The sequence below is a fragment of the Microvirgula sp. AG722 genome, assembly GCF_003269145.1.
Lineage (GTDB): Bacteria > Pseudomonadota > Gammaproteobacteria > Burkholderiales > Aquaspirillaceae > Microvirgula > Microvirgula aerodenitrificans.
The window spans coordinates 63,625-84,849 of record NZ_QLTJ01000004.1; the positions used below are offsets into that span (position 1 = coordinate 63,625).

At 66.7% G+C, this 21,225-nt stretch carries 21 protein-coding genes; 13 read left to right on the forward strand and 8 right to left on the reverse strand.

The genetic code is table 11. The annotated features are described in order from the left end of the window. The first annotated feature begins 49 nt into the window (after nucleotides 1-49). The 7 genes from DFO50_RS08090 (at nucleotide 50) to DFO50_RS08120 (ending at nucleotide 7,215) form a co-directional block, all read left to right on the forward strand. Nucleotides 50-628 (forward strand): cytochrome c oxidase subunit 3 family protein, encoded by a 579-nt coding sequence (locus DFO50_RS08090; protein WP_036386981.1) that lies wholly within the window; start codon nucleotides 50-52, stop codon nucleotides 626-628. Between the two features lie 75 nt (nucleotides 629-703). Next, complete coding sequence (locus tag DFO50_RS08095) at nucleotides 704-955, forward strand: cytochrome C oxidase subunit IV family protein (RefSeq protein ID WP_036386982.1); 252 nt, start codon at nucleotides 704-706, stop codon at nucleotides 953-955. A 12-nt stretch (nucleotides 956-967) separates the two neighbouring features. After that, nucleotides 968-1,768, forward strand: a complete 801-nt coding sequence (locus tag DFO50_RS08100) for a CbbQ/NirQ/NorQ/GpvN family protein (RefSeq protein ID WP_028500565.1) — start codon at nucleotides 968-970, stop codon at nucleotides 1,766-1,768. Between the two features lie 19 nt (nucleotides 1,769-1,787). Continuing rightward, the gene (locus tag DFO50_RS08105; protein ID WP_028500566.1) at nucleotides 1,788-3,626 is read left to right on the forward strand and encodes a nitric oxide reductase activation protein NorD; all 1,839 of its coding nucleotides are present in this window, start codon (nucleotides 1,788-1,790) and stop codon (nucleotides 3,624-3,626) included. Between the two features lie 133 nt (nucleotides 3,627-3,759). Further along, entirely contained in the window at nucleotides 3,760-5,160 is a 1,401-nt protein-coding gene (locus DFO50_RS08110; RefSeq protein WP_112692303.1) for a sodium:proton antiporter, read from the forward strand. A 55-nt stretch (nucleotides 5,161-5,215) separates the two neighbouring features. Then, complete coding sequence (gene mpl, locus DFO50_RS08115) at nucleotides 5,216-6,598, forward strand: UDP-N-acetylmuramate:L-alanyl-gamma-D-glutamyl-meso-diaminopimelate ligase (RefSeq protein ID WP_112692304.1); 1,383 nt, start codon at nucleotides 5,216-5,218, stop codon at nucleotides 6,596-6,598. A 305-nt stretch (nucleotides 6,599-6,903) separates the two neighbouring features. After that, nucleotides 6,904-7,215 (forward strand): DNA-binding transcriptional regulator, encoded by a 312-nt coding sequence (locus tag DFO50_RS08120; RefSeq protein ID WP_028500569.1) that lies wholly within the window; start codon nucleotides 6,904-6,906, stop codon nucleotides 7,213-7,215. A 17-nt stretch (nucleotides 7,216-7,232) separates the two neighbouring features. On the opposite strand, the gene DFO50_RS08125 is transcribed toward DFO50_RS08120, so the two are convergent. The 7 genes from DFO50_RS08125 to DFO50_RS08155 all read right to left on the reverse strand — a co-directional run bounded on the left by DFO50_RS08125 (nucleotide 7,233) and on the right by DFO50_RS08155 (nucleotide 15,643). Further along, the gene (locus tag DFO50_RS08125; RefSeq protein ID WP_112692305.1) at nucleotides 7,233-8,468 is read right to left on the reverse strand and encodes an aromatic amino acid transport family protein; all 1,236 of its coding nucleotides are present in this window, start codon (nucleotides 8,466-8,468) and stop codon (nucleotides 7,233-7,235) included. A gap of 327 nt (nucleotides 8,469-8,795) precedes the next feature. Beyond that, nucleotides 8,796-9,641 (reverse strand): phosphoserine phosphatase SerB, encoded by an 846-nt coding sequence (gene serB / locus DFO50_RS08130; RefSeq protein ID WP_028500571.1) that lies wholly within the window; start codon nucleotides 9,639-9,641, stop codon nucleotides 8,796-8,798. Continuing rightward, nucleotides 9,626-10,474, reverse strand: a complete 849-nt coding sequence (locus DFO50_RS08135) for a hypothetical protein (protein ID WP_028500572.1) — start codon at nucleotides 10,472-10,474, stop codon at nucleotides 9,626-9,628. Before DFO50_RS08135 ends, serB begins: the two co-directional genes overlap by 16 nt. Then, entirely contained in the window at nucleotides 10,471-11,673 is a 1,203-nt protein-coding gene (locus DFO50_RS08140; RefSeq protein ID WP_112692306.1) for a type II secretion system F family protein, read from the reverse strand. The genes DFO50_RS08135 and DFO50_RS08140 overlap by 4 nt, the downstream gene beginning before the upstream one ends. Before the next feature lie 3 nt (nucleotides 11,674-11,676). Further along, the gene (locus DFO50_RS08145) at nucleotides 11,677-13,362 is read right to left on the reverse strand and encodes a GspE/PulE family protein (RefSeq protein ID WP_112692307.1); all 1,686 of its coding nucleotides are present in this window, start codon (nucleotides 13,360-13,362) and stop codon (nucleotides 11,677-11,679) included. Next, the gene (locus DFO50_RS08150; RefSeq protein WP_112692308.1) at nucleotides 13,359-14,168 is read right to left on the reverse strand and encodes a tetratricopeptide repeat protein; all 810 of its coding nucleotides are present in this window, start codon (nucleotides 14,166-14,168) and stop codon (nucleotides 13,359-13,361) included. The genes DFO50_RS08145 and DFO50_RS08150 overlap by 4 nt, the downstream gene beginning before the upstream one ends. Next, nucleotides 14,165-15,643, reverse strand: a complete 1,479-nt coding sequence (locus tag DFO50_RS08155; protein WP_146745030.1) for a type II secretion system protein GspD — start codon at nucleotides 15,641-15,643, stop codon at nucleotides 14,165-14,167. Before DFO50_RS08155 ends, DFO50_RS08150 begins: the two co-directional genes overlap by 4 nt. A gap of 424 nt (nucleotides 15,644-16,067) precedes the next feature. On the opposite strand from DFO50_RS08155, the gene DFO50_RS08160 reads away from it, so the two are divergent. From DFO50_RS08160 to DFO50_RS08185, 6 genes are all read left to right on the forward strand, one after another. After that, on the forward strand, nucleotides 16,068-16,883 hold the full coding sequence (locus tag DFO50_RS08160; RefSeq protein WP_028500576.1) for an ABC transporter ATP-binding protein: 816 nt from the start codon (nucleotides 16,068-16,070) through the stop codon (nucleotides 16,881-16,883). Continuing rightward, nucleotides 16,876-17,661 (forward strand): lipid asymmetry maintenance ABC transporter permease subunit MlaE, encoded by a 786-nt coding sequence (mlaE, locus tag DFO50_RS08165; RefSeq protein WP_028500577.1) that lies wholly within the window; start codon nucleotides 16,876-16,878, stop codon nucleotides 17,659-17,661. Before DFO50_RS08160 ends, mlaE begins: the two co-directional genes overlap by 8 nt. 17 nt (nucleotides 17,662-17,678) lie before the next feature. Then, the gene (gene mlaD / locus DFO50_RS08170; RefSeq protein WP_028500578.1) at nucleotides 17,679-18,176 is read left to right on the forward strand and encodes an outer membrane lipid asymmetry maintenance protein MlaD; all 498 of its coding nucleotides are present in this window, start codon (nucleotides 17,679-17,681) and stop codon (nucleotides 18,174-18,176) included. A 65-nt stretch (nucleotides 18,177-18,241) separates the two neighbouring features. After that, on the forward strand, nucleotides 18,242-18,859 hold the full coding sequence (locus DFO50_RS08175; RefSeq protein WP_028500579.1) for a phospholipid-binding protein MlaC: 618 nt from the start codon (nucleotides 18,242-18,244) through the stop codon (nucleotides 18,857-18,859). Between the two features lies 1 nt (nucleotide 18,860). Continuing rightward, nucleotides 18,861-19,133 (forward strand): lipid asymmetry maintenance protein MlaB, encoded by a 273-nt coding sequence (locus DFO50_RS08180; RefSeq protein WP_036386984.1) that lies wholly within the window; start codon nucleotides 18,861-18,863, stop codon nucleotides 19,131-19,133. After that, nucleotides 19,114-19,998: a VacJ family lipoprotein gene (locus DFO50_RS08185; RefSeq protein WP_158537420.1), complete on the forward strand. Its 885-nt coding sequence runs from the start codon at nucleotides 19,114-19,116 to the stop codon at nucleotides 19,996-19,998. Before DFO50_RS08180 ends, DFO50_RS08185 begins: the two co-directional genes overlap by 20 nt. A 279-nt stretch (nucleotides 19,999-20,277) precedes the next feature. Here DFO50_RS08185 and DFO50_RS08190 read toward each other — a convergent pair whose 3' ends face one another. Continuing rightward, complete coding sequence (locus DFO50_RS08190; RefSeq protein ID WP_107889566.1) at nucleotides 20,278-21,210, reverse strand: S49 family peptidase; 933 nt, start codon at nucleotides 21,208-21,210, stop codon at nucleotides 20,278-20,280. Between the last annotated feature and the right edge of the window lie 15 nt (nucleotides 21,211-21,225).

Sequence of the window (21,225 nt, forward strand, 5' to 3'; positions counted from 1 at the left end):
GAGTACGGCTGCCTGCCTGATCTCATCCGGCCCCCGAGGACGTTCCATCATGTCTACCGCTTCTGCCCTTGATCCGCCCCGCTATCCGGGTGACCTGGCCATGTGGCTGTTCATTCTTGCCGAACTGCTGGTGTTCGGCGTCTTCTTTCTGGCCTACGCCTTTGCCCGCCAGCATCACCTGGCGCTGTTCGAGCAGGGACAGGCCGGGCTGAATCCGCTGACCGGCGTCGTGCATACCGTGGCGCTGCTCAGCGGCGGCTATGCCGTCGTGCGTGCGGTCGCGGCCATCCGCCGCGGACAGTCGCAGCGCTGTGCCCGCTGGATGTGGGGGGCGGTCGCCTGCGGCGCCGTGTTCGCCAGCGTCAAGCTGGCCGAGCTCGGTGCTGTCTTCGCTGCCGGCATCTCACTGTCGACCGACCTGTTTTACATGTTCTACCTGTCGCTGAGCGGTTTCCATTTCCTGCATGTGCTGCTTGGCATGGTCATGCTCGGCTATGTGGCCCTCAAGGCCGGCCGTGGCGGCTATGACGCCAGAGCGCACGATGGCGTGGAAACCGTTGCCTCGTACTGGCACATGGTCGACCTGGTGTGGGTGGTGCTGTTTCCGCTGCTCTACCTGCTGCGCTGAGTGGCTGCTGCGGGTCCGGGCTGGTGCCCGGCCACCTGCCGCCCCGTGTTTTTCCGTTCAACCCTGGATGCCGTCATGTCCCGTTCCACTTTCGATTGGCTGTTTCTGCTGTCTCTGACCGCGCTGGGCTTCGTGCTGACCGAGACCGGTCGCGCCGGCCCGGCGCTGCCGCTGCTGCTCGGCGGACTGACCTTGCTGAAGGGACGCTGGATCATCGACCGTTTCATGGGGCTTGCGCACGCGGCCGGCTGGCTGCGTGCCGCCGTGCTCGGCTGGCTGCTGCTGGTACTGGCCGGCCTGGCGTTCGCGTTCCGCCCCACGTTCTAGAAGGATTGCCCCATGCATGCCGACCCCGCCGCCATCCGGCCCCCGTTCTATCAGCCCGTCGCCGACGAGTGCGCCGTGTTCGAACTCGCCTTCCGCCAGCAGCTGCCGCTGCTGATCAAGGGGCCGACCGGTTGTGGCAAGACCCGCTTTGTCGCCCACATGGCAGCCCGACTGGGCGTGCCGCTGATTACCGTGGCCTGCCAGGATGACCTGTCGGCTGCCGACCTGGTCGGCCGCCACCTGCTTGGCGACGGCGAGACGCGCTGGCAGGACGGCCCGCTGACCCGCGCCGTGCGCCAGGGCGCAATCTGCTACCTCGACGAACTGGTCGAAGCGCGCAAGGACACCACCGTGGTGCTGCATCCGCTGACCGACGACCGTCGCATCCTGCCGGTCGAACGCACCGGCGAGGAGCTGGAAGCCCCGCCGTCCTTCATGCTGGTGGCGTCGTACAACCCCGGCTATCAGCACGCGCTGAAAACGCTGAAACCGTCGACCCGCCAGCGCTTTGTCGCGCTGACTTTCGACTACCCGGCCGCCGCGATCGAAACCGGCATCGTGGCCACCGAGGCCGGCGTGAGCCACGACCAGGCGGCCGCGCTGGTTGCGCTGGCGACCGACCTGCGCCGGCTGGCCGCGCATGATCTGGACGAAGCAGTCAGCACCCGGCTGCTGATCCATGCCGCCCGCCTGATGCAGGCCGGTTTGCCGGCCGGCAGTGCCTGCCGGGTGGCGGTGATCGAACCGCTGAGTGATGAACCGGCCACCCGCATGGCGCTGGCCGAGATCATTCGCGCCCATTTCGCCGACTGACCGGGCAGAGCAGAACGATATGGAAGAATGGGTTGGGGGCATATGGGACCGCTGGGTGCGCCGGGCGGCTTATCGCGGCCATCCGGCGGCCCGGGTCAGGCTGGACGAGGTCAGCGGCATGCTGGCGCCGCTGTACCGGGCATTTGGCGGTGCCGGTGCCGCGCAGATCAAGGCATCCGACAAGGAAGCGCATGGCGCGCGCCGGCGCTGGCTGGAACGGGTGGCCGGCATCGGCGAACAGACCTGCCATGGCTGGGCCGACGACGACGCGCTGTACCTGCCGCCCGGGCTGGATGCCATGCCTGAGGCGGCGCTCAATCGCGAACTGTATATCTGGCTGACCGCGCTGGCGGCCCAGGCACCGGTCGGTGGCGAGTGGCTGTCGCGCAGCCGGCGTGCCACCGCCAGTGTGCTGGCCCGCTTGCCCGGGCTGGCGTCGCGCTACTACCGACTGGTCGATGCGCATCTGGGCAGCCGGCCGGACCCGACCCGCTTGCCGGCGGACGAGGCGGCATGGGAGCGGGCGATCCGTGCCGCGCTGCTCAGACCCGAAATCGAACAAGCGCCCCCGCCCCCGGCGCGCTGGCCTCCGCATCCGGTACCGCTGTGGCTGCATCCCGATCCGCCGACGACCGCGGCACTGGCGCCGCGTGCCGACGCGGCCGATGCGGACGGCGACAAGGGCGAACTGATGCGTCAGGACGAGGCCGACCGCGTGCGCCGCAGCGCAGAACGGGTCGAACTGCCGGAGAACAGGAACGGCATGCTGATGGTGTTCCGCGCGGAGAGCATTTTCAGCTGGGCCGAATACCTGGAGGTCAACCGGCCGCTGGACGACGACGAGGACCCCGATCCGCGTGCTGCCGACGACCTGGACAAGCTCAGCATCGCCCGGGGCGGTCGCGCACCGAAAAAGCGGCTGCGCTTCGACCTCGACCTGCCGCCGGAAAGCGATGACGACCGGCCGATCGGCGCCGGCATCCTCTATCCGGAGTGGAACTGGAAAACTGGCGCCTATCTGCCCGACTACTGCCGGATCGAGCCGATGCAGGCCGACGAGGCGCCGCCCTGTGCGCTGCCCGAGTCGCTGGCACCGCTGGCGCGACGGCTGCGGCGCCAGTTCGAGCTGCTGCAGCCGGTCCGGGTGCGGCTGAATGCCCAGCAGGATGGCGACGAACTGGACCTGGATGCGGTCGTGCGCTTTGCCGCCGAACGCGCCACGGGCCATGTCGGCGACAGCGGGCTGTACCGGCGCCACAGTGGCGGCGCGCGCAGTCTGGCGACGCTGGTACTGGCCGATCTGTCGCTGTCGACCGATACCTGGGTCGGCAACGAGGCACGGGTCGTCGACGTGATCCGCGACGCGCTGATGGTGTTTGCCGAGGCGCTGGCTGCGAGCCGCGACCGCTTCGGTGTGTACGGCTTCTCGTCGGTGCGGCGCGAACACGTGCGCTTTCACGTGCTGAAGGATTTCGGCGAGGCGTGGAACGAGGCCGCCCGTGGCCGGGTCGCGGCGATCAAGCCCGGCTTCTATACCCGCATGGGCGCCGCCATTCGCCACGCAACCCGCATCCTGGCCGAACAGCCGGCCGAGCGGCGCCTGCTGCTGCTGCTGACCGACGGCAAGCCGAACGACCTCGACCGCTATGAAGGCCGCCACGGCATCGAGGACACCCGGGTTGCAGTCGCCGAGGCGCGTGCGCGCGGGCTGCTGCCGTTCTGCGTCACCATCGACCGCGATGCCGGCGAATACCTGCCCTATCTGTTCGGCAGCCACGGTTTCGTGGTCGCCCGCGACGCCGCCGAGCTGCCGCGACTGCTGCCACGGTTGTATTTGAGACTGGCGGCACCGGCATAGGCGACGGCCAGGCGGGTTCTTGATCCGGGTCGCCTGAGCGGGGGAGGGGCATGGGTATAATCGGCGCTTTTGTCCCGGCCCCTGCCGGGACTTGTCACGCCGGGCGTCCCTGCCGCCCGCAACCTGCCGAGCCATGACCAAACTGCCGATCCTGTTGTTTCTGAGTTGCGCGCCACTGGCGGCGCAAGCCGCCGGCCTGCCCGGTGCCGAGCTGTCGCTGGCCTGGGGGCTGCCGTTCGTCGGCATCCTGCTGTCGATTGCGCTGTGCCCGCTGTTCCTGCCGCATTTCTGGCATCACCATTTCGGCAAGGTCAGCGCCTTCTGGGCGCTGTCCTTCCTGCTGCCGGCCGTGGCGCTGTACGGCACCGGCGTCGCCGGCAGCGTGGTCGCCCATGCGCTGCTGGAAGAGTTCCTGCCATTCATCATCCTGCTGTTCGCACTGTATACGGTGTCGGGCGGCATCCTGATCAGCGGCAACCTGCACGGCTCGCCACGGCTCAATACCGGGCTGCTGGCGCTGGGCACCCTGTGCGCCAGCCTGATGGGCACCACCGGCGCGGCGATGCTGCTGATCCGGCCGCTGCTGCGCGCCAACGACAACCGCAAGCACAACGTGCATGTGGTGGTGTTCTTCATCTTCCTGGTGGCGAATATCGGCGGCGGGCTGACCCCGATCGGTGATCCGCCGCTGTTCCTCGGCTTCCTGAAGGGCATCGACTTCTTCTGGACCCTGCAGCACATGCTGCTGCCGGTCGCCTTTGCCGCCGCCGTGCTGCTGACGCTGTTCTATGCGATCGACAGCTGGCTGTACCGCCAGGAAGGCGTGCGCCGGATCGACCCGACGCCGGATTCGCCGCTGCGGGTGGAAGGCAAGGGCAACTTCGCGCTGCTGGCGGTCATCGTGTTTGCCGTGCTGCTGTCCGGGCTGTGGAAGCCGGGCGTGAGCGTTTCGCTGCTGGGTGTCGATACCGGCCTGCAGGATCTGGTGCGCGACGGGCTGATGCTCGGCTGCGCGGCGCTGTCGCTGTGGATGACGCCGAAGGCAGTGCGCGAACGCAACGAATTCGACTGGGGCCCGATCCTTGAAGTGGCCAAGCTGTTTGCCGGCATTTTCGTCGCCATGGCCCCGGCCATCGCCATCCTGCGTGCCGGCACCGAGGGTGCGCTGGCACCGCTGGTGCGGACCGTGACCGACGGCAACGGGGCGCCGATCGACAGCATGTACTTCTGGCTCAGCGGGGCACTGTCCAGCTTCCTCGACAATGCGCCGACCTATCTGGTGTTCTTCAATCTCGCCCATGGCGACCCGGCACACATGATGGGGCCGATGGCGTCGACGCTGATGGCGATCTCGGCCGGGGCGGTGTTCATGGGCGCCAATACCTACATCGGCAATGCACCGAACTTCATGGTCAAGGCGATCGCCGAGTCGAGAGGGGTTAGAATGCCGGGTTTCTTCGGCTACATGCTGTGGTCGGGCGCCATCCTGATCCCGCTGTTCGTGCTGATGACCCTGTTGTTCTTCTCCCTGTAACACACGCCGGGGCACGGCGGGATGCCGCGCCCGGACAGCCTTGCGAGTCGTCTCCATGCATATTCACATTCTCGGCATCTGCGGTACCTTCATGGGCGGCGTCGCCGCGCTGGCCCGCGCCGCCGGCCACACCGTGACCGGCTGCGACCAGAACGTCTATCCGCCGATGTCGACCCAGCTCGAAGCGCTCGGCATCGACCTGATGACCGGCTTCGACGCCGACCAGCTCGACCGCGTGAACCCGGACATGTTCGTGGTCGGCAATGTGGTCAAGCGCGGCATGCCGCTGATGGAGGCGATCCTCGACCGCGGGCTGCCGTACACGTCCGGTCCGCAGTGGCTGGCCGAGAATGTGCTGCACGGGCTGTGGGTACTGGCGGTGGCCGGCACCCATGGCAAGACCACGACCTCGTCGATGCTGGCCTGGGTGCTGGAGGACTGCGGACTGGCGCCGGGCTTCCTGATCGGCGGCATCCCGGAAAACTTCGGCCTGTCGGCGCGCCTGCCCGGCGAACCGCCGGCGGAGCCGGGCGGGCGCAGCCCGTTCTTCGTCATCGAGGCCGACGAGTACGACACCGCGTTCTTCGACAAGCGCTCGAAGTTTGTCCACTACCGGCCGCGCACGGCGCTGCTGAACAATCTCGAATTCGACCACGCCGACATCTTTGCCGACCTGGCCGCCATCGAAACCCAGTTCCATCACCTGGTGCGGACCGTGCCGGGCAATGGCCGGCTGGTGGTCAATGGCCGTGAACCGGCGCTGGACCGGGTGCTGGCGCGCGGTGCATGGACGCCGGTCGAACGCTTCGGCGCCGAGGGCGGCTGGCAGGCCGGCGACGCCGATGCCGACGGCCATTTCGACGTGCTGCTCGACGGCACCGTGGTCGGCCGCGTGTGCTGGACGCTGATGGGCGAGCACAACCGGCTCAATGCCGTGGCCGCCGTGGCCGCTGCCCGCCATGTCGGCGTGCGACCGGCGGACGCCTGCGCGGCGCTCGGCCGTTTCAGCAACGTCAAACGGCGGATGGAAGTGAAGGGCGTGGTCAATGACGTGACCGTCTACGACGACTTTGCCCATCACCCGACGGCGATCGCGACCACCGTGGCCGGCCTGCGTGCCCGGGTCGGTGACGGCGCCCGCATTCTGGCCGTGCTGGAGCCCCGTTCCAACACCATGAAGCTCGGCACGATGAAGGCGGAATTGCCGGCCAGCCTGGCACAGGCCGACCGCGTGTTCTGCTATGGCGCCCAGCTGGGCTGGAACCCGGCCGACGCGCTGGCGCCGCTCGGCGACAAGGCGGAAACCTTTGACGATCTGGATGCGCTGGTGGCCCGCGTCGCCGCCGTTGCCCGGCCCGGCGATCAGGTGCTGGTCATGAGCAATGGCGGTTTCGGCGGCGTGCACGGCAAGCTGCTGCAGGCGCTGGCGGGAAACTGAACGTGCCTGAACAGGATGCGGCCCTTCGGGGCCGATTTTTTTATGGACTGCATCTTCGGATGTATTTGAAAACTCAACGCAAGTTGCGTACATTTCATTTTTAATGAATGCGAACTTTACCGAGTTGCCCGCTATCGTCAGGACTAGCTGGATGACGACGCATTCTGCTGCCTGCACAGTGGCTGCTGAACAAACCCGATGCCGGTGATGTCATCCCGGAAGGACGAGGCGACGGACTTGTCTGCGGAAGGGCGCAAGGGTCTGAAGCAGAGACTTGAGCAGGAAATCAGGATGAGGAATCAATCATGAAACGCAATCTGTTTGCTGAATTGACTGAAGGCGTGGATGCGCTGCGCGCGGAACGAGAGGGCAAGGTGACCTTGCGCAAGCATCAGGTCGAGCGCAAGGCCCCGCCCTGTGTCAGCGCTGAAGAACTGCTGGCCTTGCGTACCCGGCTGCATCTGTCGCGGCCCGTCTTTGCCCGTTATCTGCGTACCAACGAGCGCACGCTGGAAAACTGGGAGCAGGGCCGTGCCAAACCCAATGCCCAGGCCGCAACCCTGATCCGTCTGGTAGAACGCTACCCGGATACCATGGAGCGGCTGGCTTCGATCTGACACGGCCCGGGGGCCTGTTACATATACTCGGCCACTCCGTAGCCGATGATGGTGATCAGGCCGAACACGAACACCACGCCGCCCCAGGTCGAGCGGTAGATCATCAGTCGCGGGACGCGCTTCATCAGCACGACCGGCATCACGTAGCAGTACAGCGCAATGACCGGTGCCGACATCGCGCCGATGATCTTGAGGATCGGCGGATTGAACACGGCCAGCATCCACAGGCCGGCGATCATGCTGATCGTGGTCCAGGTGCGCAGCTTCCTGTGATTGAATGCGGCCTTGCTGTCCTTGTCGGCATTCCAGGTCGCCAGGCGATAGATCATGCCGTCCAGGCCTTCGCGGGTGCCGATAAAGTGGCCGAAGTACGAGGTCACGATGGCGATCAGCGCGACGATCGGAATCAGGTAGCGCAGCCACGGTTCATTCGACTGCAGCGAGATCATGGTCAGCACGTCGACGTTGTTGGCCTTGGCGTCGACCATGCTCTGCGGCGTTTGCGACAGCACGATCGAAAACACGAAGAACATCACGAACACCAGCAGGATCAGGCTGTTCCACCACACCACGCGGTCGGTGCGCTTCACGGCTTCGTCCGGTGTCGCGCTCTTGCCGCGGTACGAACTGGCCAGCGCCGAACAGATCGGCGAGAAGTTCATCGAGAACACCAGTACCGGGAAGGTCAGCAGCAGGTTGCGGACCAGGCTGGCCGGTTCGATCGGCTGCTGGAATACCGACAGGTTCCAGTACGGAATCATGTACAGCGACAGCCCGAACAGGATGGCGATCAGCGGGTAGACCAGGATCGAGGTGACCTTCAGCACGGTATTCTCGCCGGCCACGATCACGCCGGTCAGGCCGACCAGCAGGATGCCGGTCAGCATCGGACGCGAGATGCCGTCGATGCCCATCTGGTTTTCCAGGAACGACGACACGATGTTGGTCACGCCGGTTGCGTAGCCGACACAGATGGTCACGATCGACAGGAAGTACAGCACGCTGATGGCAAAGCCCCAGTTGCGGCCGAGATCGTTTTCGACCACGCCGGTGATGTCGGTTGCCTGTTCACTGGACGCCACCATGCGGGTGACGCCACGGTGCGAAATGTAGGTGAGGGGCAGGATGATCAGAGTGAGGATGATCATCGGCCAGATGCCGCCCAGGCCAGCCTGGATCGGCAGGAACAGAATCCCGGCGCCGATGGCGGTACCGAATAGCGTCAGCACCCATTCCATGTCCTGACGTGTCATGCTCGCGTTCAAGATTGAACCCTTTCTATGAAGCGTGGCCTCGCTGGCCGCGCATGGACGGAAATGATTTCGGATGCCACGGGGGCATCCGTTCGTAAATCATGAAACGATTATAAAATGGAATGCCGTTGCGGCTGGCACTATCGTGCCAAATCTGTCTTTCCATGCCGCAATGTGGCGCCAAGCCCTTGATTACCGGTCGCTTGTCTGGCCGAACTGCATGTTGGATAGTGAATATGAAAAGCGGCCATTTGGCCGCTTTTGGTTGCAAAACGAAAAAATAAAAGTAAATAAAGTTAATACCCGAACGTCAATTATGACTTTCGATCATGCAAACAGCCGGGACAACCCGTCCAGCCCGACAAAACGCAGCGAGACGTCAGCGTGCTGGCGAACGACCGGTTTCGGGTGCATGCCGACGCCAAGACCGGCGGCGGCAATCATTTTCAGGTCGTTGGCACCGTCGCCCATGGCGATGACCTGTTCCGGTTCCAGTCCCAGTTCACCGCGCAGGCGGACCAGCCAGTCGGCCTTGGCCTGGGCATCGATCAGCGGGCCGGTCATCCGGCCGGTCAGCTTGCCGTCGATGATTTCAAGCTGGTTCGCGATGGCGTAATCCAGGCCGAGCTCTTCTTTCAGCCGATCGGTGAAATAGGTGAAGCCGCCGGAAATCAGCAGGGTACGGATGCCGCTGGCGCGGCAGTCGGCCAGCAGTTCGCGTGCGCCGGGCATCAGCGTCAGCCGCTCGTCGTAGACGCGGGCCAGCGCATCGACCGGCAACCCTTCGAGCAGGGCGACCCGTTCGCGCAGCGAGGCGGCAAAATCCAGCTCGCCGGCCATCGAACGTGCGGTGATGGCGGCGACCTGCGGCTTGACGCCGAACATGTCGGCGATTTCGTCGATGCACTCGATGGTGATCAGGGTCGAGTCCATATCCGAGACCAGCAGGCCGTAGTCGGCCAGGCGGCGGCCGGCCGGCACGAAGGCAAAGTCGATCCGGTGCTGGTCGCAGAAGGCATCGACGGCAGCATGACGTTCCGGATCGGCGCCAGCCAGCCGGTAGGCCAGCCCCGGTGCGACGGTGCTGGTATCGCGGGCGCCGGAAAGCGATGCCAGCGTGTCCAGGTGCGGCGCAGGGTCGACCGGCGCCTGAATGATCAGGTTGTGGGGCATGACGGCTCCAGTAGATGAGTGGCGTCCATTGTACGCAGGCCGCGCGCGGGAGGGGACAGCAGGCCGTGGCCGCGTTGTGCCTCGCGCAGCACGGCGCCGATCGCGCTCGGTGCCGCGCAGTCGTCCAGCTGACTGGCCGGCAGCCGATGCAGGGCGAACGGCCAGTCGGGCGCAGCCGTCGGCGCAAAGCCGGCGTCGGTAACGACGATCAGCACCGGTTCGGGCTGCCGGGGCAGATCGTCGGCCAGATGGCGGCACTCGCTGTCGAACAGCGTGCCTGGTGTGTCGGCGCAGATGACGCGCGACAGCGGCCGGTCCGGGTCGAGGCGCAGGAAACGCAGGCTGTGATCGGCAAAGGCCGGCAGACACAGCACGACGCCATCGTGCCCGGCCGCGATGCGTGCGGCCAGCGCAGCGGTCAGCAGCGTGACCGACTGCACGCTGTGGACCGTGACGCCATGCCGGTACAACGCCGCCAGCCACCGGCCCGGCGCCGCCGGCCTTGCCGGTGCGGAAAACGCCACCCGCCGCTGCGGAAGCCGGTGCAGCCCGCGGCAGGGCGCATCCGGAAACAGGCGCTCGAGGCGAAAGTGCACCCAGCGCCGGCGATGGTGCAGGGCGACCGGTGGCGTCTGCTCGACATGCAGCGGGTCGGCCGGGTCCTCGATCAGCAGGTGCAGGCCGGCGCTGCCGGCGCATTGTGCGGCCGCCTGCTCGCACTCGGCGTCGGTCCAGCTTGCCAGCCGGCAGGCGCCACGGCGGTCGTGGGTCCAGAGCGTGGCCAGTCCCGGTGTCAGGCACAGGAAGCCGGGCCGATGACCGATGCCGGTCATCGCGTCAGCTCGAGCGTGGCGCTGTGCAATGGCGACAGTACGGCACTCAGCACCCAGGCCAGGATCAATCCCAGCAGCACGGTCAGCGACGGTTCGATCAGTCGCTGCAACCGGTCGATGCCGGCGCGGATATCGCGCTGGTAGCCGTGATCGGCGTGGGCCAGCATCCGGCCGAGTGCGCCGGTCTGCTCGCCGAGCCGGATCAGCCGCCGCAGCCGGGGCGGGAACAGGCCGCCGGTCGCCAGCGCATCGGCCAGCGTACTGCCGCCGGCGACCCGGCGCCGGGCATCGGCCAGCGCGGCGGCGACCGCCCGGTTGCCGACCAGCTGCTCGCAGCGCTCCAGCACGGTCAGCAGCGGAATGCCGGCGCTGTACAGCAGGGCGAAACCGGCGGCAAAGCGCGACAGCGCGATCTGGTGCCGGATCGGGCCCAGCAGCGGCAGTGCCAGCCGCCAGCGGTCGGCGTGCTGCAGCAGCGGTGGAAACCGGTGGCAGGCAAGGCGCCAGCTGGCCAGCGTGAGCAGCGGCAGTGCTGCCAGCCACGGCCCGTACCGTTCGGCCGCCGAAGCGGTGCCAATCAGCAGGCGGGTCTGCCATGGCAGCGCGGCGCCGAGGCTGTCGAGAAAGCCGACCAGTTGCGGCAGCAGGTAGAGCAGCAGGAAGACGCAGACTGCCAGCAACACGCCGGCGACGAACAGCGGATACATCAGCAGCCGGATACTGTGCGTGCGCTGCTCGTCGTCCCGGCGCAGCATGTCGCTGAGCCGGGCGCAGATCACCGGCAGTTCGCCGCTCAGTTCCCCGGCTTCCACCAGCGCCACGATGACCGGCCCGAAGGCGCGCGGGTGGGCGCGCATGGCGGCGGACAGCGTACTGCCGCGCTCCAGGTCCTGCGACATGACCGCCAGTACATGGCGCATGGCGGCATCGACGCTGTCGTCGTCCAGTTCGCGCAGGGCATCGAGCAGCGGCAGGCCGGTACCGAGCAGATGTTCCAGCTGCAGGAAAAAATCGATCTGCGTGCGCCGCGACACCCGCCGCGGCGCGGCGCGGGTCAGCAGACCGGCGCGGGTTTCCAGATGGATGACCGTCAGCCCCAGCGCCGCTGCCCGCTGTTCCAGATCGGCCAGATTGGCTGCGTTCAGGCGGTGGCGGCGGACGCGCCCGTCGCGGTCGGCGGCAAGCAATTGATAGTGCATGGATCAGCGCCTCTCCGACAGATCGATGGTCCGGATGATTTCTTCCAGCGAGGTATCGCCGGCCAGCACCCGCGCGCAGCCCTGCTCGGCGAGCTCGCTGAAACCGCGTGCCTTTGCCAGCCGGCGCAGCGAGGCCGGGTCATCGTGCCGGCCGATGGCGGCGTCGATGTCGGCATCGATGCGCAGCAGCTCGGCAACCATGAAGCGGCCACGGTAGCCGCTGCCGAGGCAGGCCTCGCAGCCGCGCGGGCGATACAGGCAGATCTCGCCGTCGCTGACGCCGAGCAGCCGGCGCTCGCCGGCGTCGGGCCGGTCCGCCTGCCGGCAATGCGGGCACAGGCGGCGCACCAGCCGCTGGCCGAGGATGCCGCTCACATTGCCGACCAGCGTGTCGCGGCACACACCGAGGTCCAGCAGCCGTGGCAGCACGCCGAGCGCGGTCGGCGCATGCAGCGTGGCAAAGACCTGATGACCGGTCATCGCGGCGCGGAACGCCATGGCCGCGGTGTCGGCATCGCGGATTTCGCCGACCAGAATCGCATCCGGGTCCTGGCGCATCAGGCTGCGGATGCCGCTGGCGAAGTCGAGCTTGACGTTGTCGGTGATTGAAGTCTGGCGGATGCCCGGCATCGGGTACTCGACCGGATCTTCCAGCGTCATGATGTTCAGCGCGGTGCTGTCGAGCAGTGACAGCACCGCGTACAGCGTCGTGGTCTTGCCGGACCCGGTCGGCCCGGTGACCAGCAGGATGCCGGCCGGCCGCGCGCTCAGCGCCCGCAGCAGCGCCTGTTGCGCGTCCGGCAGGCCGAGTCCGTCCAGCGACAGGTACTCGCGCTGGCGATCGAGCAGCCGCAGCACCAGGTTCTCGCCGTGCAGCGTTGGCTGGGTGGCGGCGCGCACATCGAGGCGGCGGCCATCCGGCGACTGCGAGAAGCGACCGTCCTGGGGCGCGCGCGTCTCGGCGATATTCATGCCGGACAGGATTTTCAGCCGGGTCAGCATGGCCGGCCAGTGACGCTTGTCCAGCGTCCGGAACAGCTGCATGACGCCATCGAGCCGATAGCGGATGCGAACGAAGGTCTGCTCCGGCTCCAGGTGGATGTCGCTGGCATCGCGGGCGGCGGCATCGGCAATCAGGCTGTCCACCAGCTGCACCACCGGATTGCCGTCGACCGGCGCTCGCCCGATGACCTCGGCGCTGGCCCCGTCCAGCGCGCGCAGGGCGTCGTCCACTGCCGCCGCATGACCGTAGGCGCGGCCGATGGCCTGGGCAATGTCGGCCGCCGCCGCCTGGTGGGTACGCAACTGGCGGCAACGTGCGCCACCCTGCTGGCGGATATGCGCCAGCGCCACATTGTCGTGCGGACGCGACATGGCCAGGTCCAGCGTGCCACTGTCGGCGTCGAAGGCCAGCGGGAACGCCGCATGGCGGATGGCCAGCTCGCGCGGCAGCAGCGCCAGCAGGCGCGGGTCGGCCACCTGCCGGCGCAGGGCGCCGAGCACCGGCACGGCGGTCGACACCGGTCGTTGCTGCAGGGCGGCGGCACTGACGAAGCCGAGCCGGAGCAACAGCGTATCGAGAGCAACACCGGTAGCCTGTTGTTCGGCCTGCACCACGCGCAGCTGTGCTGGCGTCAGCAGCCCCCGGGCCAGCAGCCATTGGGTGAATTCTGCTTCCGGGGCACTCATCGTTCCTCCTCCAGCGTTGCCAGCCGGCGCAGGGTCGGTGCCAGCGGAAACCGGGCGGGCCGGGAGTCGGCCAGGGCCAGGGCCATCCGGTAGTGACGGATGGCTTCCTGTCGCTCGCCGCGCTGGTCCAGTGCGACGGCGAGGTTGTACGCATGGTCGGCCTGCGCCGGATCGGCTGCCAGCAGGGCGGCCCAGCCACTGCGCGCGCGGGCCCAGTCGCCATCGGCGCTGGCCTGGCGGGCCGGCGCCAGCCGCGGGTCGATCGGCGCTGCCGGGCGTGGCGGGTGGGCCGGCGTGTCCGCATGCGAGATCAGGCGGCCGCCGTCCGGCTGGATGCGCAGCCGCAGCCTGGCGGGCGGCGCGGGAGGGGCGGCATCGGGAACGTCCGCATCCGTCTCTTCCGCATCCGTATCGTCCATCCCGTCGGTGGGGCCGGTCCCGGCAGCATCAGGCGTGTCCTGCGGCGGGGGCGGCGGGTCGGCCTCGGCCACGAGGGGGGCATCGATGGCGGTCATGGGCAGGGTGTCCGCTGCGGGGGCCGCCGCCGCCCGGGGCAGGGCGGGGACGGGGGGCGCCGGCTGCATCGCCCGGACGATATAGCCGGCCAGCCCGAGCTGCGACAGCAGCAGTACGCCCAGCGCGGCAATGCGCCGCCGCCGCTGTCGGGCCTGCTGCCGGCCATATGCCTGCCACAGCGGCAGGGGCGCACCGGCATCCTGATCCGGATCGGCATCGACCGGCACCGGTTCCGGGCTGGCGGTGTCACCGGTTTGCAGTACGCGTCCGTCCCGGGGCCCGGCGGTCATCGGGAGGCCTCCAGCAGAGCGGCCGGGTCACCGGCCAGTGTCGGCTTGATGAACACCACCAGTTCGGTCTTGACCGTGCGTTCGTCACGGCTGCCGAACAGCACGCCGAGATACGGAATCCGGGCCAGCCACGGCAGGCCACGATTGTCATGCATCAGCCGGTCCTGGATCAGGCCGCCAAGAATGCCGACCTCGCCGCTCTGCAGCCCGAGCGTCGACTCCAGCTCACGCACCTGGACCTCCGGCACCCGGCTCTCGACCCTGGCCTCCATCATCTGCAGTGCCGGATCAGGCACATAGCCGGTGATATGGGTAATGGTCGGACGCACACTGAGCGAAATGCGGCCACTGGCCCCGATCTGCGGCACCACGCTGAGCACGATGCCTTCCGGCACGGTATGGACCTTGCTTTCGTAGGTGTAACTCGGGGTGGCGCCATCCCGGCTCCGGCTGCCGACATAGTCGCGGGTGACGCGGATGGAAAAGTAGGGCACGTCGCGCACCACCTTGAGAATGGCGACCTGATTGTTCAGCGCCATCAGCTTCGGGCTGGACAGCACCCGGGTGCGACCAAAGGTTTCCAGCAGACGCAGTGCGGCGCTGAGGTCGGCCCCTTTCCAGATCAGGCTGGCGCCCGGCGAGCCGGCGCCGGACGGAAAGTTGCCGATCAGGCGGAAATGGTCGAACAGGCGGTCCCAGGCAATGCCGGACTGGTAATGATTCGACAGTTCCACTTCGACGATGGTTGCCTCGATCAGCACCTGACGCATCGCCCGGCGGTGGACCCGTTCCAGCAGCGTGCGCACCTGACGGTGCTGGCGGGCGGTGGCGCGGACGGAAATCAGGCCGGTCTCGGGATGAACGGCCAGCTTGCCGCCCTCGCCATCGTCGGGGGGGCGCGACCAGGGATCGGCCGGCCGTCCGGCCGGGGGGGCGCCCGGTGTGCGCGACATGCCGGGCGGAGCAGGCAGGCGGCTGTCGCCGGCCGCGGCATCGGGGTCTGCCTGCAGCAGCACGGCGAGGTGGCGGGTCAGGCTGTGCCAGAAATCATTGCCGGCATGGCTGCCGATCCGGGTCGACGACCCGTTGTCCTGCGGGTTGCTGCTGGCGGCGACGGGGGCCGCCCCACCGGAAATATTGGCGTCGACATTCAGCGTGGACTGGAAATGACGGGAAATATTGACGTAGTCGAGCGTGTAGTGATGCAGGTAAGGCGTATCCGGCTCGACGACCAGCGTATCGCGGTCGCGCCGCCAGCGCATGTCGGCCTGCTCCGCCAGGCGGTCAAGGATGCGCGGCAGTGGCTGGCGGATCGCATGCAGGCTGACCTGGCCCTGCAGCTGCGGATGAATATCGATGTCGATGCCGGCATCGCCGGCCAGCCGGGTCAGCAATTCGCGCAAGGGCGCCGGCCGGTCGAGGCTGATGCTGTAGCGTCGGCCGCCATCGGCATCGGCCACGGGCGGGGCCAGCACCGGCGGCGGGATCGGTGCGGGAGGCGGTCTGCCCGGCACCGGGGGCGGCGTGGGCGGGAGGTCGGGAAAGGCTGCGCATCCGCCCTGCAGCAGGGACAGAAAAAGCAACAAGTGGGCAGGGCGGGACACGCGGGTACTTGGCATTCGGAATCCCCGGGGCGTGGCATGGGCGCAACGCGCATACGTCGTATGCGGATATTTCTGATGCTTCCCATTTGGCGAAGACGGCGTGCCGCCTTACAATGCTCGGCCACGTCAATGTGTTGGCGCGGGTGTCGCCGCCGGGTATGCCGGGGCGATAAGAGACAAATATGCTAATAAATTGATAATTTGCTGTATTCAGTAGCTGTTTTTCGGTTTTTGCCGACAAAATCATTTTTAATGCTTTCCGGATATCGTTGCAAGCGCGGGGATAGGGGCTGGTTTGAGTCAAGGCAACTTCATAGAGCTTGAGCACGTCGATTTCAGCTATGGCGACAGGCAGATCCTGCGCGATGTGTCACTGTGCGTGCCGAAAGGCAAGCTGGTCGCCATCATGGGCGGCTCGGGCAGCGGCAAGACCACGCTGCTGAAACTGCTGTCCGGCCAGGTCAGGCCTGACCGTGGCCGGGTGACGGTCGGTGACGCGCGGGTGGACAACATCGATTCCGCCGGCCTGTACCGGCTGCGCCGGCGCATGGGCATGCTGTTCCAGTTCGGTGCGCTGTTTACCGACCTGTCGGTGCTCGACAATGTGGCATTTCCGCTGCGCGAGCAGACCGATCTGCCGGAAAGCATGATTCGCGACCTGGTGCTGATGAAGCTCGAAGCGGTCGGCCTGCGCGGTACGGCCGGGCTGATGCCGGCCGAGCTGTCGGGCGGCATGGCGCGGCGGGTTGCGCTGGCCCGCGCGATTGCACTCGACCCGGAACTGATGCTGTACGACGAGCCGTTCACCGGGCTGGACCCGATTGCGCTCGGCACCATCGCCTTCCTGATCAAGCGGATGAACGCGGCACTCGGCGCCACGGCGGTCATGGTCACCCATGACGTCCACGTGTCGCTGGACGTGGTCGACTACATCTATTTCGTCGCCGATGGCGGCATCGTCGCCCAGGGAACGCCGGACGAGGTGCGGGTGTCGAACGATCCGTTCGTGCGCCAGTTCGTGCACGGCGAGGCCGACGGTGCGGTCAAACTGCAATATCCGGCGCGCGACTACGCGACGGATCTGGGACTGGGGAGGGCCGGACATGCTTGACGGACTGCGCGCCGGCCTGACCGGTATCGGCCACCGCATCATCGAAGGCGTATGGCGGCTCGGCTTTGCCCTGCGTTTTCTGCTGGCCGTGCTGACGCACTCGGGCACGGCGCTGCTGCGTTTCCAGCTGACCATTCGCGAAGTGTATTTCGCCGGCGTCCTGTCGCTGGTCATCATCATCGTGTCGGGCGCTTTCGTCGGCATGGTGCTGGGGCTGCAGGGCTATACCACGCTGATGCGCTTCGGCTCCGCCGATGCGCTCGGCAGCCTGGTGGCGCTGTCGCTGCTGCGCGAACTGGGCCCGGTGCTGGCGGCATTGCTGTTCGCCAGCCGCTCCGGCTCGGCGATGACGGCTGAAATCGGCCTGATGAAAGCGACCGAGCAACTGGACGCGATGGCGGTCATGGCGGTCAATCCGATCGCCCGCGTGGTCGCCCCGCGCTTCTGGGCCGGCGTGTTTTCGATGCCGCTGCTGGCGGCGCTGTTCAGCCTGATGGGCATCTTCGGCGGCTATTTCATCGGTGTGGTGATGATCGGCCTCGACCATGGTTCGTACTGGTCGCAGATGCAGGCGGCCGTGGACCTGCGCGACGATGTGCTCAACGGCGTGATCAAGAGTCTGGTATTTGGCGTGGCGGTCACCCTGATCGCCGTGTTCGAAGGTTATGACGCCCAGCCGACTGCGGCGGGTGTTTCGGCGGCGACAACGCGCACGGTGGTGACTTCCGCGCTGGTCATTCTGGCACTGGATTTCGTGCTGACCGCCTTCATGTTCTGATACGGATAGCTTTCACTATGAAAAGAGCCACAATTGATCTGTGGGTTGGCATCTTCGCCGTCATCGGCTTTGCTGCCATCCTGTTCCTCGCACTGAAAGTGGCGAACCTGACCACCGCTTCCAGTGCCAGCAGTTACCGGGTGACGGCCGAATTCGACAATATCGGCGGCCTCAAGGTCCGTGCGCCGGTCAAGGCCGCAGGCGTCATCGTCGGTCGGGTCGATGACATTCGCCTCGACAGCAAGACCATGCGGGCCCGGGTGATGCTGGCGCTGGACAGCCGCTACCCGTTTGCCCGCGACGTGGCGGCCTCCATCAATACCTCGGGCCTGCTCGGCGAGCAGTATGTCGCGCTGCTGGACGGCGGCGACAGCGAGCCGCTGCGTGCCGGGGACACCATCAGCATGACCTCGTCCGCGCTGGTGCTGGAAGATCTGATTGGCAAGTTCATGCTGAGCTTTGCCGAAAAGGGGGGTGACGACGGTGCGACCAAGTCGGCCGCCTCGCTCAAATGAACACGCTATCCGCCGCCCGCTGACCGGGTGGCGACGACTGACCGATACATTGTGAGATATCAAAAATGAAACGCATTGCCGCTGTATTTGCCTTCCTTGCCTGTGGCTTCATGCCCGTGGCAGCCTACGCAGACAACCCCGATGCCGTGGTCAGACAGACTGCGCAGCAGGTTCTGGAAACCATCCGCAAGGACACCGGCCGCAATCCTGCCCGTCTGCGCGGCGAGATCGAAGCGCTGGCGACGCCGAAGTTCGACTTCACCCGCATGACGGCACTGGCTGTCGGCCGCGGCTGGCGCCAGGCGACGCCTGAGCAGCAGGCACAGCTGACCGACGCGTTCCAGACGCTCCTGGTCCGGACCTATGCCTCGACGATGATCCGCTTCAAGAATGCCCAGGTGTCGGTCGCCGACAACCCCATCGTCAGCAGCAATGGCCGTGAAGCCACGGTGCGCAGCAGCGTGCAGACCGGCGACGCCAGCAACAAGCCGGTGCAGATCGACTACACGCTGTACCGGACTGCTGCCGGCTGGAAGGTCTACAACGTCACGGTCGAAGGCGCGAGCCTGGTGACTGTCTACCGCAGCAATTTCAACGAAGTGGTCAGCAAGCAGGGTATCGACGGCCTGATCCAGTCGATCCGCGACAAGAATGCGCAGCTGGCCGCCAAGGGCGGTGCCTGACATGAGCGAACGGCTGGCCCTGCCCACCCGCGTGACGCTGGCCGACAGCGCAGCCCTGCTGCGCACGCTGACCCCGGCCGTCGCCCGCGATGATTGCGTGCTGGACTGGTCGGCGGTGGAGTCTGCCGACTCCTCGGCGCTGGCGCTGGTCTTCGGCCTGCAGCGCGCGGCGACCGCCGCCGGTCGCCAACTGACCCTGACGGCCCTGCCGAACGGACTGGCCACACTGGCCCAATTGTACGGAGTGGAACATTTTGTCTCTCAAGCCGACTAGGGCCCTGACGGCGCTCGGTCTCCTGATCGCTCTCGGCGGATGCGCAACGGGTTCCAACCCGTCCGATCCGTATGAAGGCTATAACCGCAAGGTTTACGCTTTCAACAGTGGCTTTGACCGCCACGTCTATCGTCCGGTGGCCGAAGGCTACCAGAAGGTCACGCCGCAACCGGCGCGGACCGGCATCCGCAACTTCTTCGACAACCTGGCCGACATGCTGAGCCTGGCGAACAATATCGTCATGCTGCGTCCGGTGCCGGCGATGAGCGATTTCATGCGCGTCAGCGTCAATACCGTGCTCGGCCTTGGCGGCCTGCTCGATATTGCCACGCCGATGGGCCTGCACAAGGACCAGAAGGGCTTTGGCGACACGCTGGCGCACTATGGCTGGCAGAACAGTGCCTACTTCATGGTCCCGTTCTTCCCGCCGTCGACCATCCGCGACACGCTGGGTCTCGGTGTCGACTACCTGACGGTGCCGACGCGCGAACTGTTCACCACGACCTATACCGATGCCTCGGCGGTGATGGTGAATCTGGTCGACCAGCGCGCGCGCCTGCTGCCGCTGGACCCGGCGCGTGATGCCGCCCTCGACGAGTACACGTTCACCCGCGATGCGTGGATGGCGATCCGTGCCCGCCAGCTCGGCATTGCGCCGCCGCTGGGCAATGGTGACGACAACGAAGAGATCGACATCAACGAACTGGTCCCGGCCAATCACGGCGGTGCCGAGTCCGAGCCGCAGCATGCAATGCCGGCTGCGCCGGTCGAGCCGGAAGAACACATGGTGCATACCGCCCATGCTGCGCATGCCGCTGCCGCAGAAGCGCCGGAAGCCGGCAAGGAAGCCGTCGTCACGCCGTAGCGTGTCGTCTGCTTTCCGCGCCAGAAACCAGGCCCCTGACCCTCCGGTCAGAGGCTTTCTGCTGTTCCGTCCATCCGGAATGGACCAACGAAGCAGGATCTCCCCGTCGTGGCGGGAACGGAAGGGGCAGGGCCCGGTCAGGCAGACTGCCGCATTCACGATTCTTGCTGTCAGCCGGGCGTGTACCGGCACCACGGCGACCGTTGCAGCCCACTCCTGAGCAGTCAAAAGCCCCTGACCATCCGGTCAGGGGCTTTGGGGCCGGGCCGAAACGGCGTCCTACAGCCAGCGTGCCTCGATCAGATCGCGCAGTCCGGCCGACACGCCGACGCCAAAACGCTTGGCGATGCGGTCGCTGAGGCCGTCCTTCGGCGTCATGTCGACCGTGTCTTCGGCATGAATCACGTCGCGGGCGACCGAATTGACCGAGCCGTAGCCATCGACCAGTCCGAGCGGAATCGCCTGTTCGCCGATCCAGACCCGGCCGGTGAACAACTCGTCCCCTTTCAGCCGCGCGCCACGGCCGCGCTTGACCGCGGTGATGAACTGGGTGTGGATCGCATCGAGCAGACCCTGACGGATGGCGCGCTGTTCCGGCGTTTCCGGGCTGAACGGATCGCCCATGCCCTTGTCGCGGCCGGCGTGGGCCAGCCGGCGTTCGACGCCGAGCTTGTCCATCAGACCGGTAAAGCCGAAGCCGTCCGACAGCACGCCGATCGAACCGACGATGCTGGCCTTGTCGACAAAGATCTTGTCGGCCGCTGCGGCGATGTAATAGCAGCCGCTGGCGCAGACATCCTCGACCACCACGTACAGCGGGATCTTCGGGTGCAGTTTCTTCTGGCGCATGATCTCGTCGTAGACCATGCCGGACAGCACCGGGCTGCCGCCGGGGCTGTTGGCGCGGATGATGATGCCGCGGGTGCCGGAATCCTTGTAGGCGGCTTTCAGCCCGTCGATCATCCGGTTGGCGGTGTCATTGTTGCCGTCAATCGTGCCGCTGAGCTGCAGCACGGCAGTACGCGTGCCGGCGCCGGGCAGGGCTTCGGTCGAATCGCCGGACATGCTGGCGAACAGCGGCCACAGCACCAGCGCAATGACGACCAGCCAGGTCAGGCGGAAGAAAATGTTCCAGCGCCGCGTACGGCGCTGTTCGACAACGGCAGCCAGCAGGGTTTTTTCGACCACCTGGCGTTCCCAGTTTTCACTCATATGCGTATCGATTTC

What these genes read in the sequence shown, in the direction of transcription:
- DFO50_RS08090 (WP_036386981.1), top strand. Translation starts at nt 50, where the DNA reads ATGTCTACCGCTTCTGCCCTTGATCCGCCCCGCTATCCGGGTGACCTG.
- DFO50_RS08095 (WP_036386982.1), top strand. Translation starts at nt 704, where the DNA reads ATGTCCCGTTCCACTTTCGATTGGCTGTTTCTGCTGTCTCTGACCGCG.
- DFO50_RS08100 (WP_028500565.1), top strand. Translation starts at nt 968, where the DNA reads ATGCATGCCGACCCCGCCGCCATCCGGCCCCCGTTCTATCAGCCCGTC.
- DFO50_RS08105 (WP_028500566.1), top strand. Translation starts at nt 1,788, where the DNA reads ATGGAAGAATGGGTTGGGGGCATATGGGACCGCTGGGTGCGCCGGGCG.
- DFO50_RS08110 (WP_112692303.1), top strand. Translation starts at nt 3,760, where the DNA reads ATGACCAAACTGCCGATCCTGTTGTTTCTGAGTTGCGCGCCACTGGCG.
- mpl (WP_112692304.1), top strand. Translation starts at nt 5,216, where the DNA reads ATGCATATTCACATTCTCGGCATCTGCGGTACCTTCATGGGCGGCGTC.
- DFO50_RS08120 (WP_028500569.1), top strand. Translation starts at nt 6,904, where the DNA reads ATGAAACGCAATCTGTTTGCTGAATTGACTGAAGGCGTGGATGCGCTG.
- DFO50_RS08125 (WP_112692305.1), bottom strand. Translation starts at nt 8,468, where the DNA reads ATGACACGTCAGGACATGGAATGGGTGCTGACGCTATTCGGTACCGCC.
- serB (WP_028500571.1), bottom strand. Translation starts at nt 9,641, where the DNA reads ATGCCCCACAACCTGATCATTCAGGCGCCGGTCGACCCTGCGCCGCAC.
- DFO50_RS08135 (WP_028500572.1), bottom strand. Translation starts at nt 10,474, where the DNA reads ATGACCGGCATCGGTCATCGGCCCGGCTTCCTGTGCCTGACACCGGGA.
- DFO50_RS08140 (WP_112692306.1), bottom strand. Translation starts at nt 11,673, where the DNA reads ATGCACTATCAATTGCTTGCCGCCGACCGCGACGGGCGCGTCCGCCGC.
- DFO50_RS08145 (WP_112692307.1), bottom strand. Translation starts at nt 13,362, where the DNA reads ATGAGTGCCCCGGAAGCAGAATTCACCCAATGGCTGCTGGCCCGGGGG.
- DFO50_RS08150 (WP_112692308.1), bottom strand. Translation starts at nt 14,168, where the DNA reads ATGACCGCCGGGCCCCGGGACGGACGCGTACTGCAAACCGGTGACACC.
- mlaE (WP_028500577.1), top strand. Translation starts at nt 16,876, where the DNA reads ATGCTTGACGGACTGCGCGCCGGCCTGACCGGTATCGGCCACCGCATC.
- mlaD (WP_028500578.1), top strand. Translation starts at nt 17,679, where the DNA reads ATGAAAAGAGCCACAATTGATCTGTGGGTTGGCATCTTCGCCGTCATC.
- DFO50_RS08175 (WP_028500579.1), top strand. Translation starts at nt 18,242, where the DNA reads ATGAAACGCATTGCCGCTGTATTTGCCTTCCTTGCCTGTGGCTTCATG.
- DFO50_RS08180 (WP_036386984.1), top strand. Translation starts at nt 18,861, where the DNA reads ATGAGCGAACGGCTGGCCCTGCCCACCCGCGTGACGCTGGCCGACAGC.
- DFO50_RS08190 (WP_107889566.1), bottom strand. Translation starts at nt 21,210, where the DNA reads ATGAGTGAAAACTGGGAACGCCAGGTGGTCGAAAAAACCCTGCTGGCT.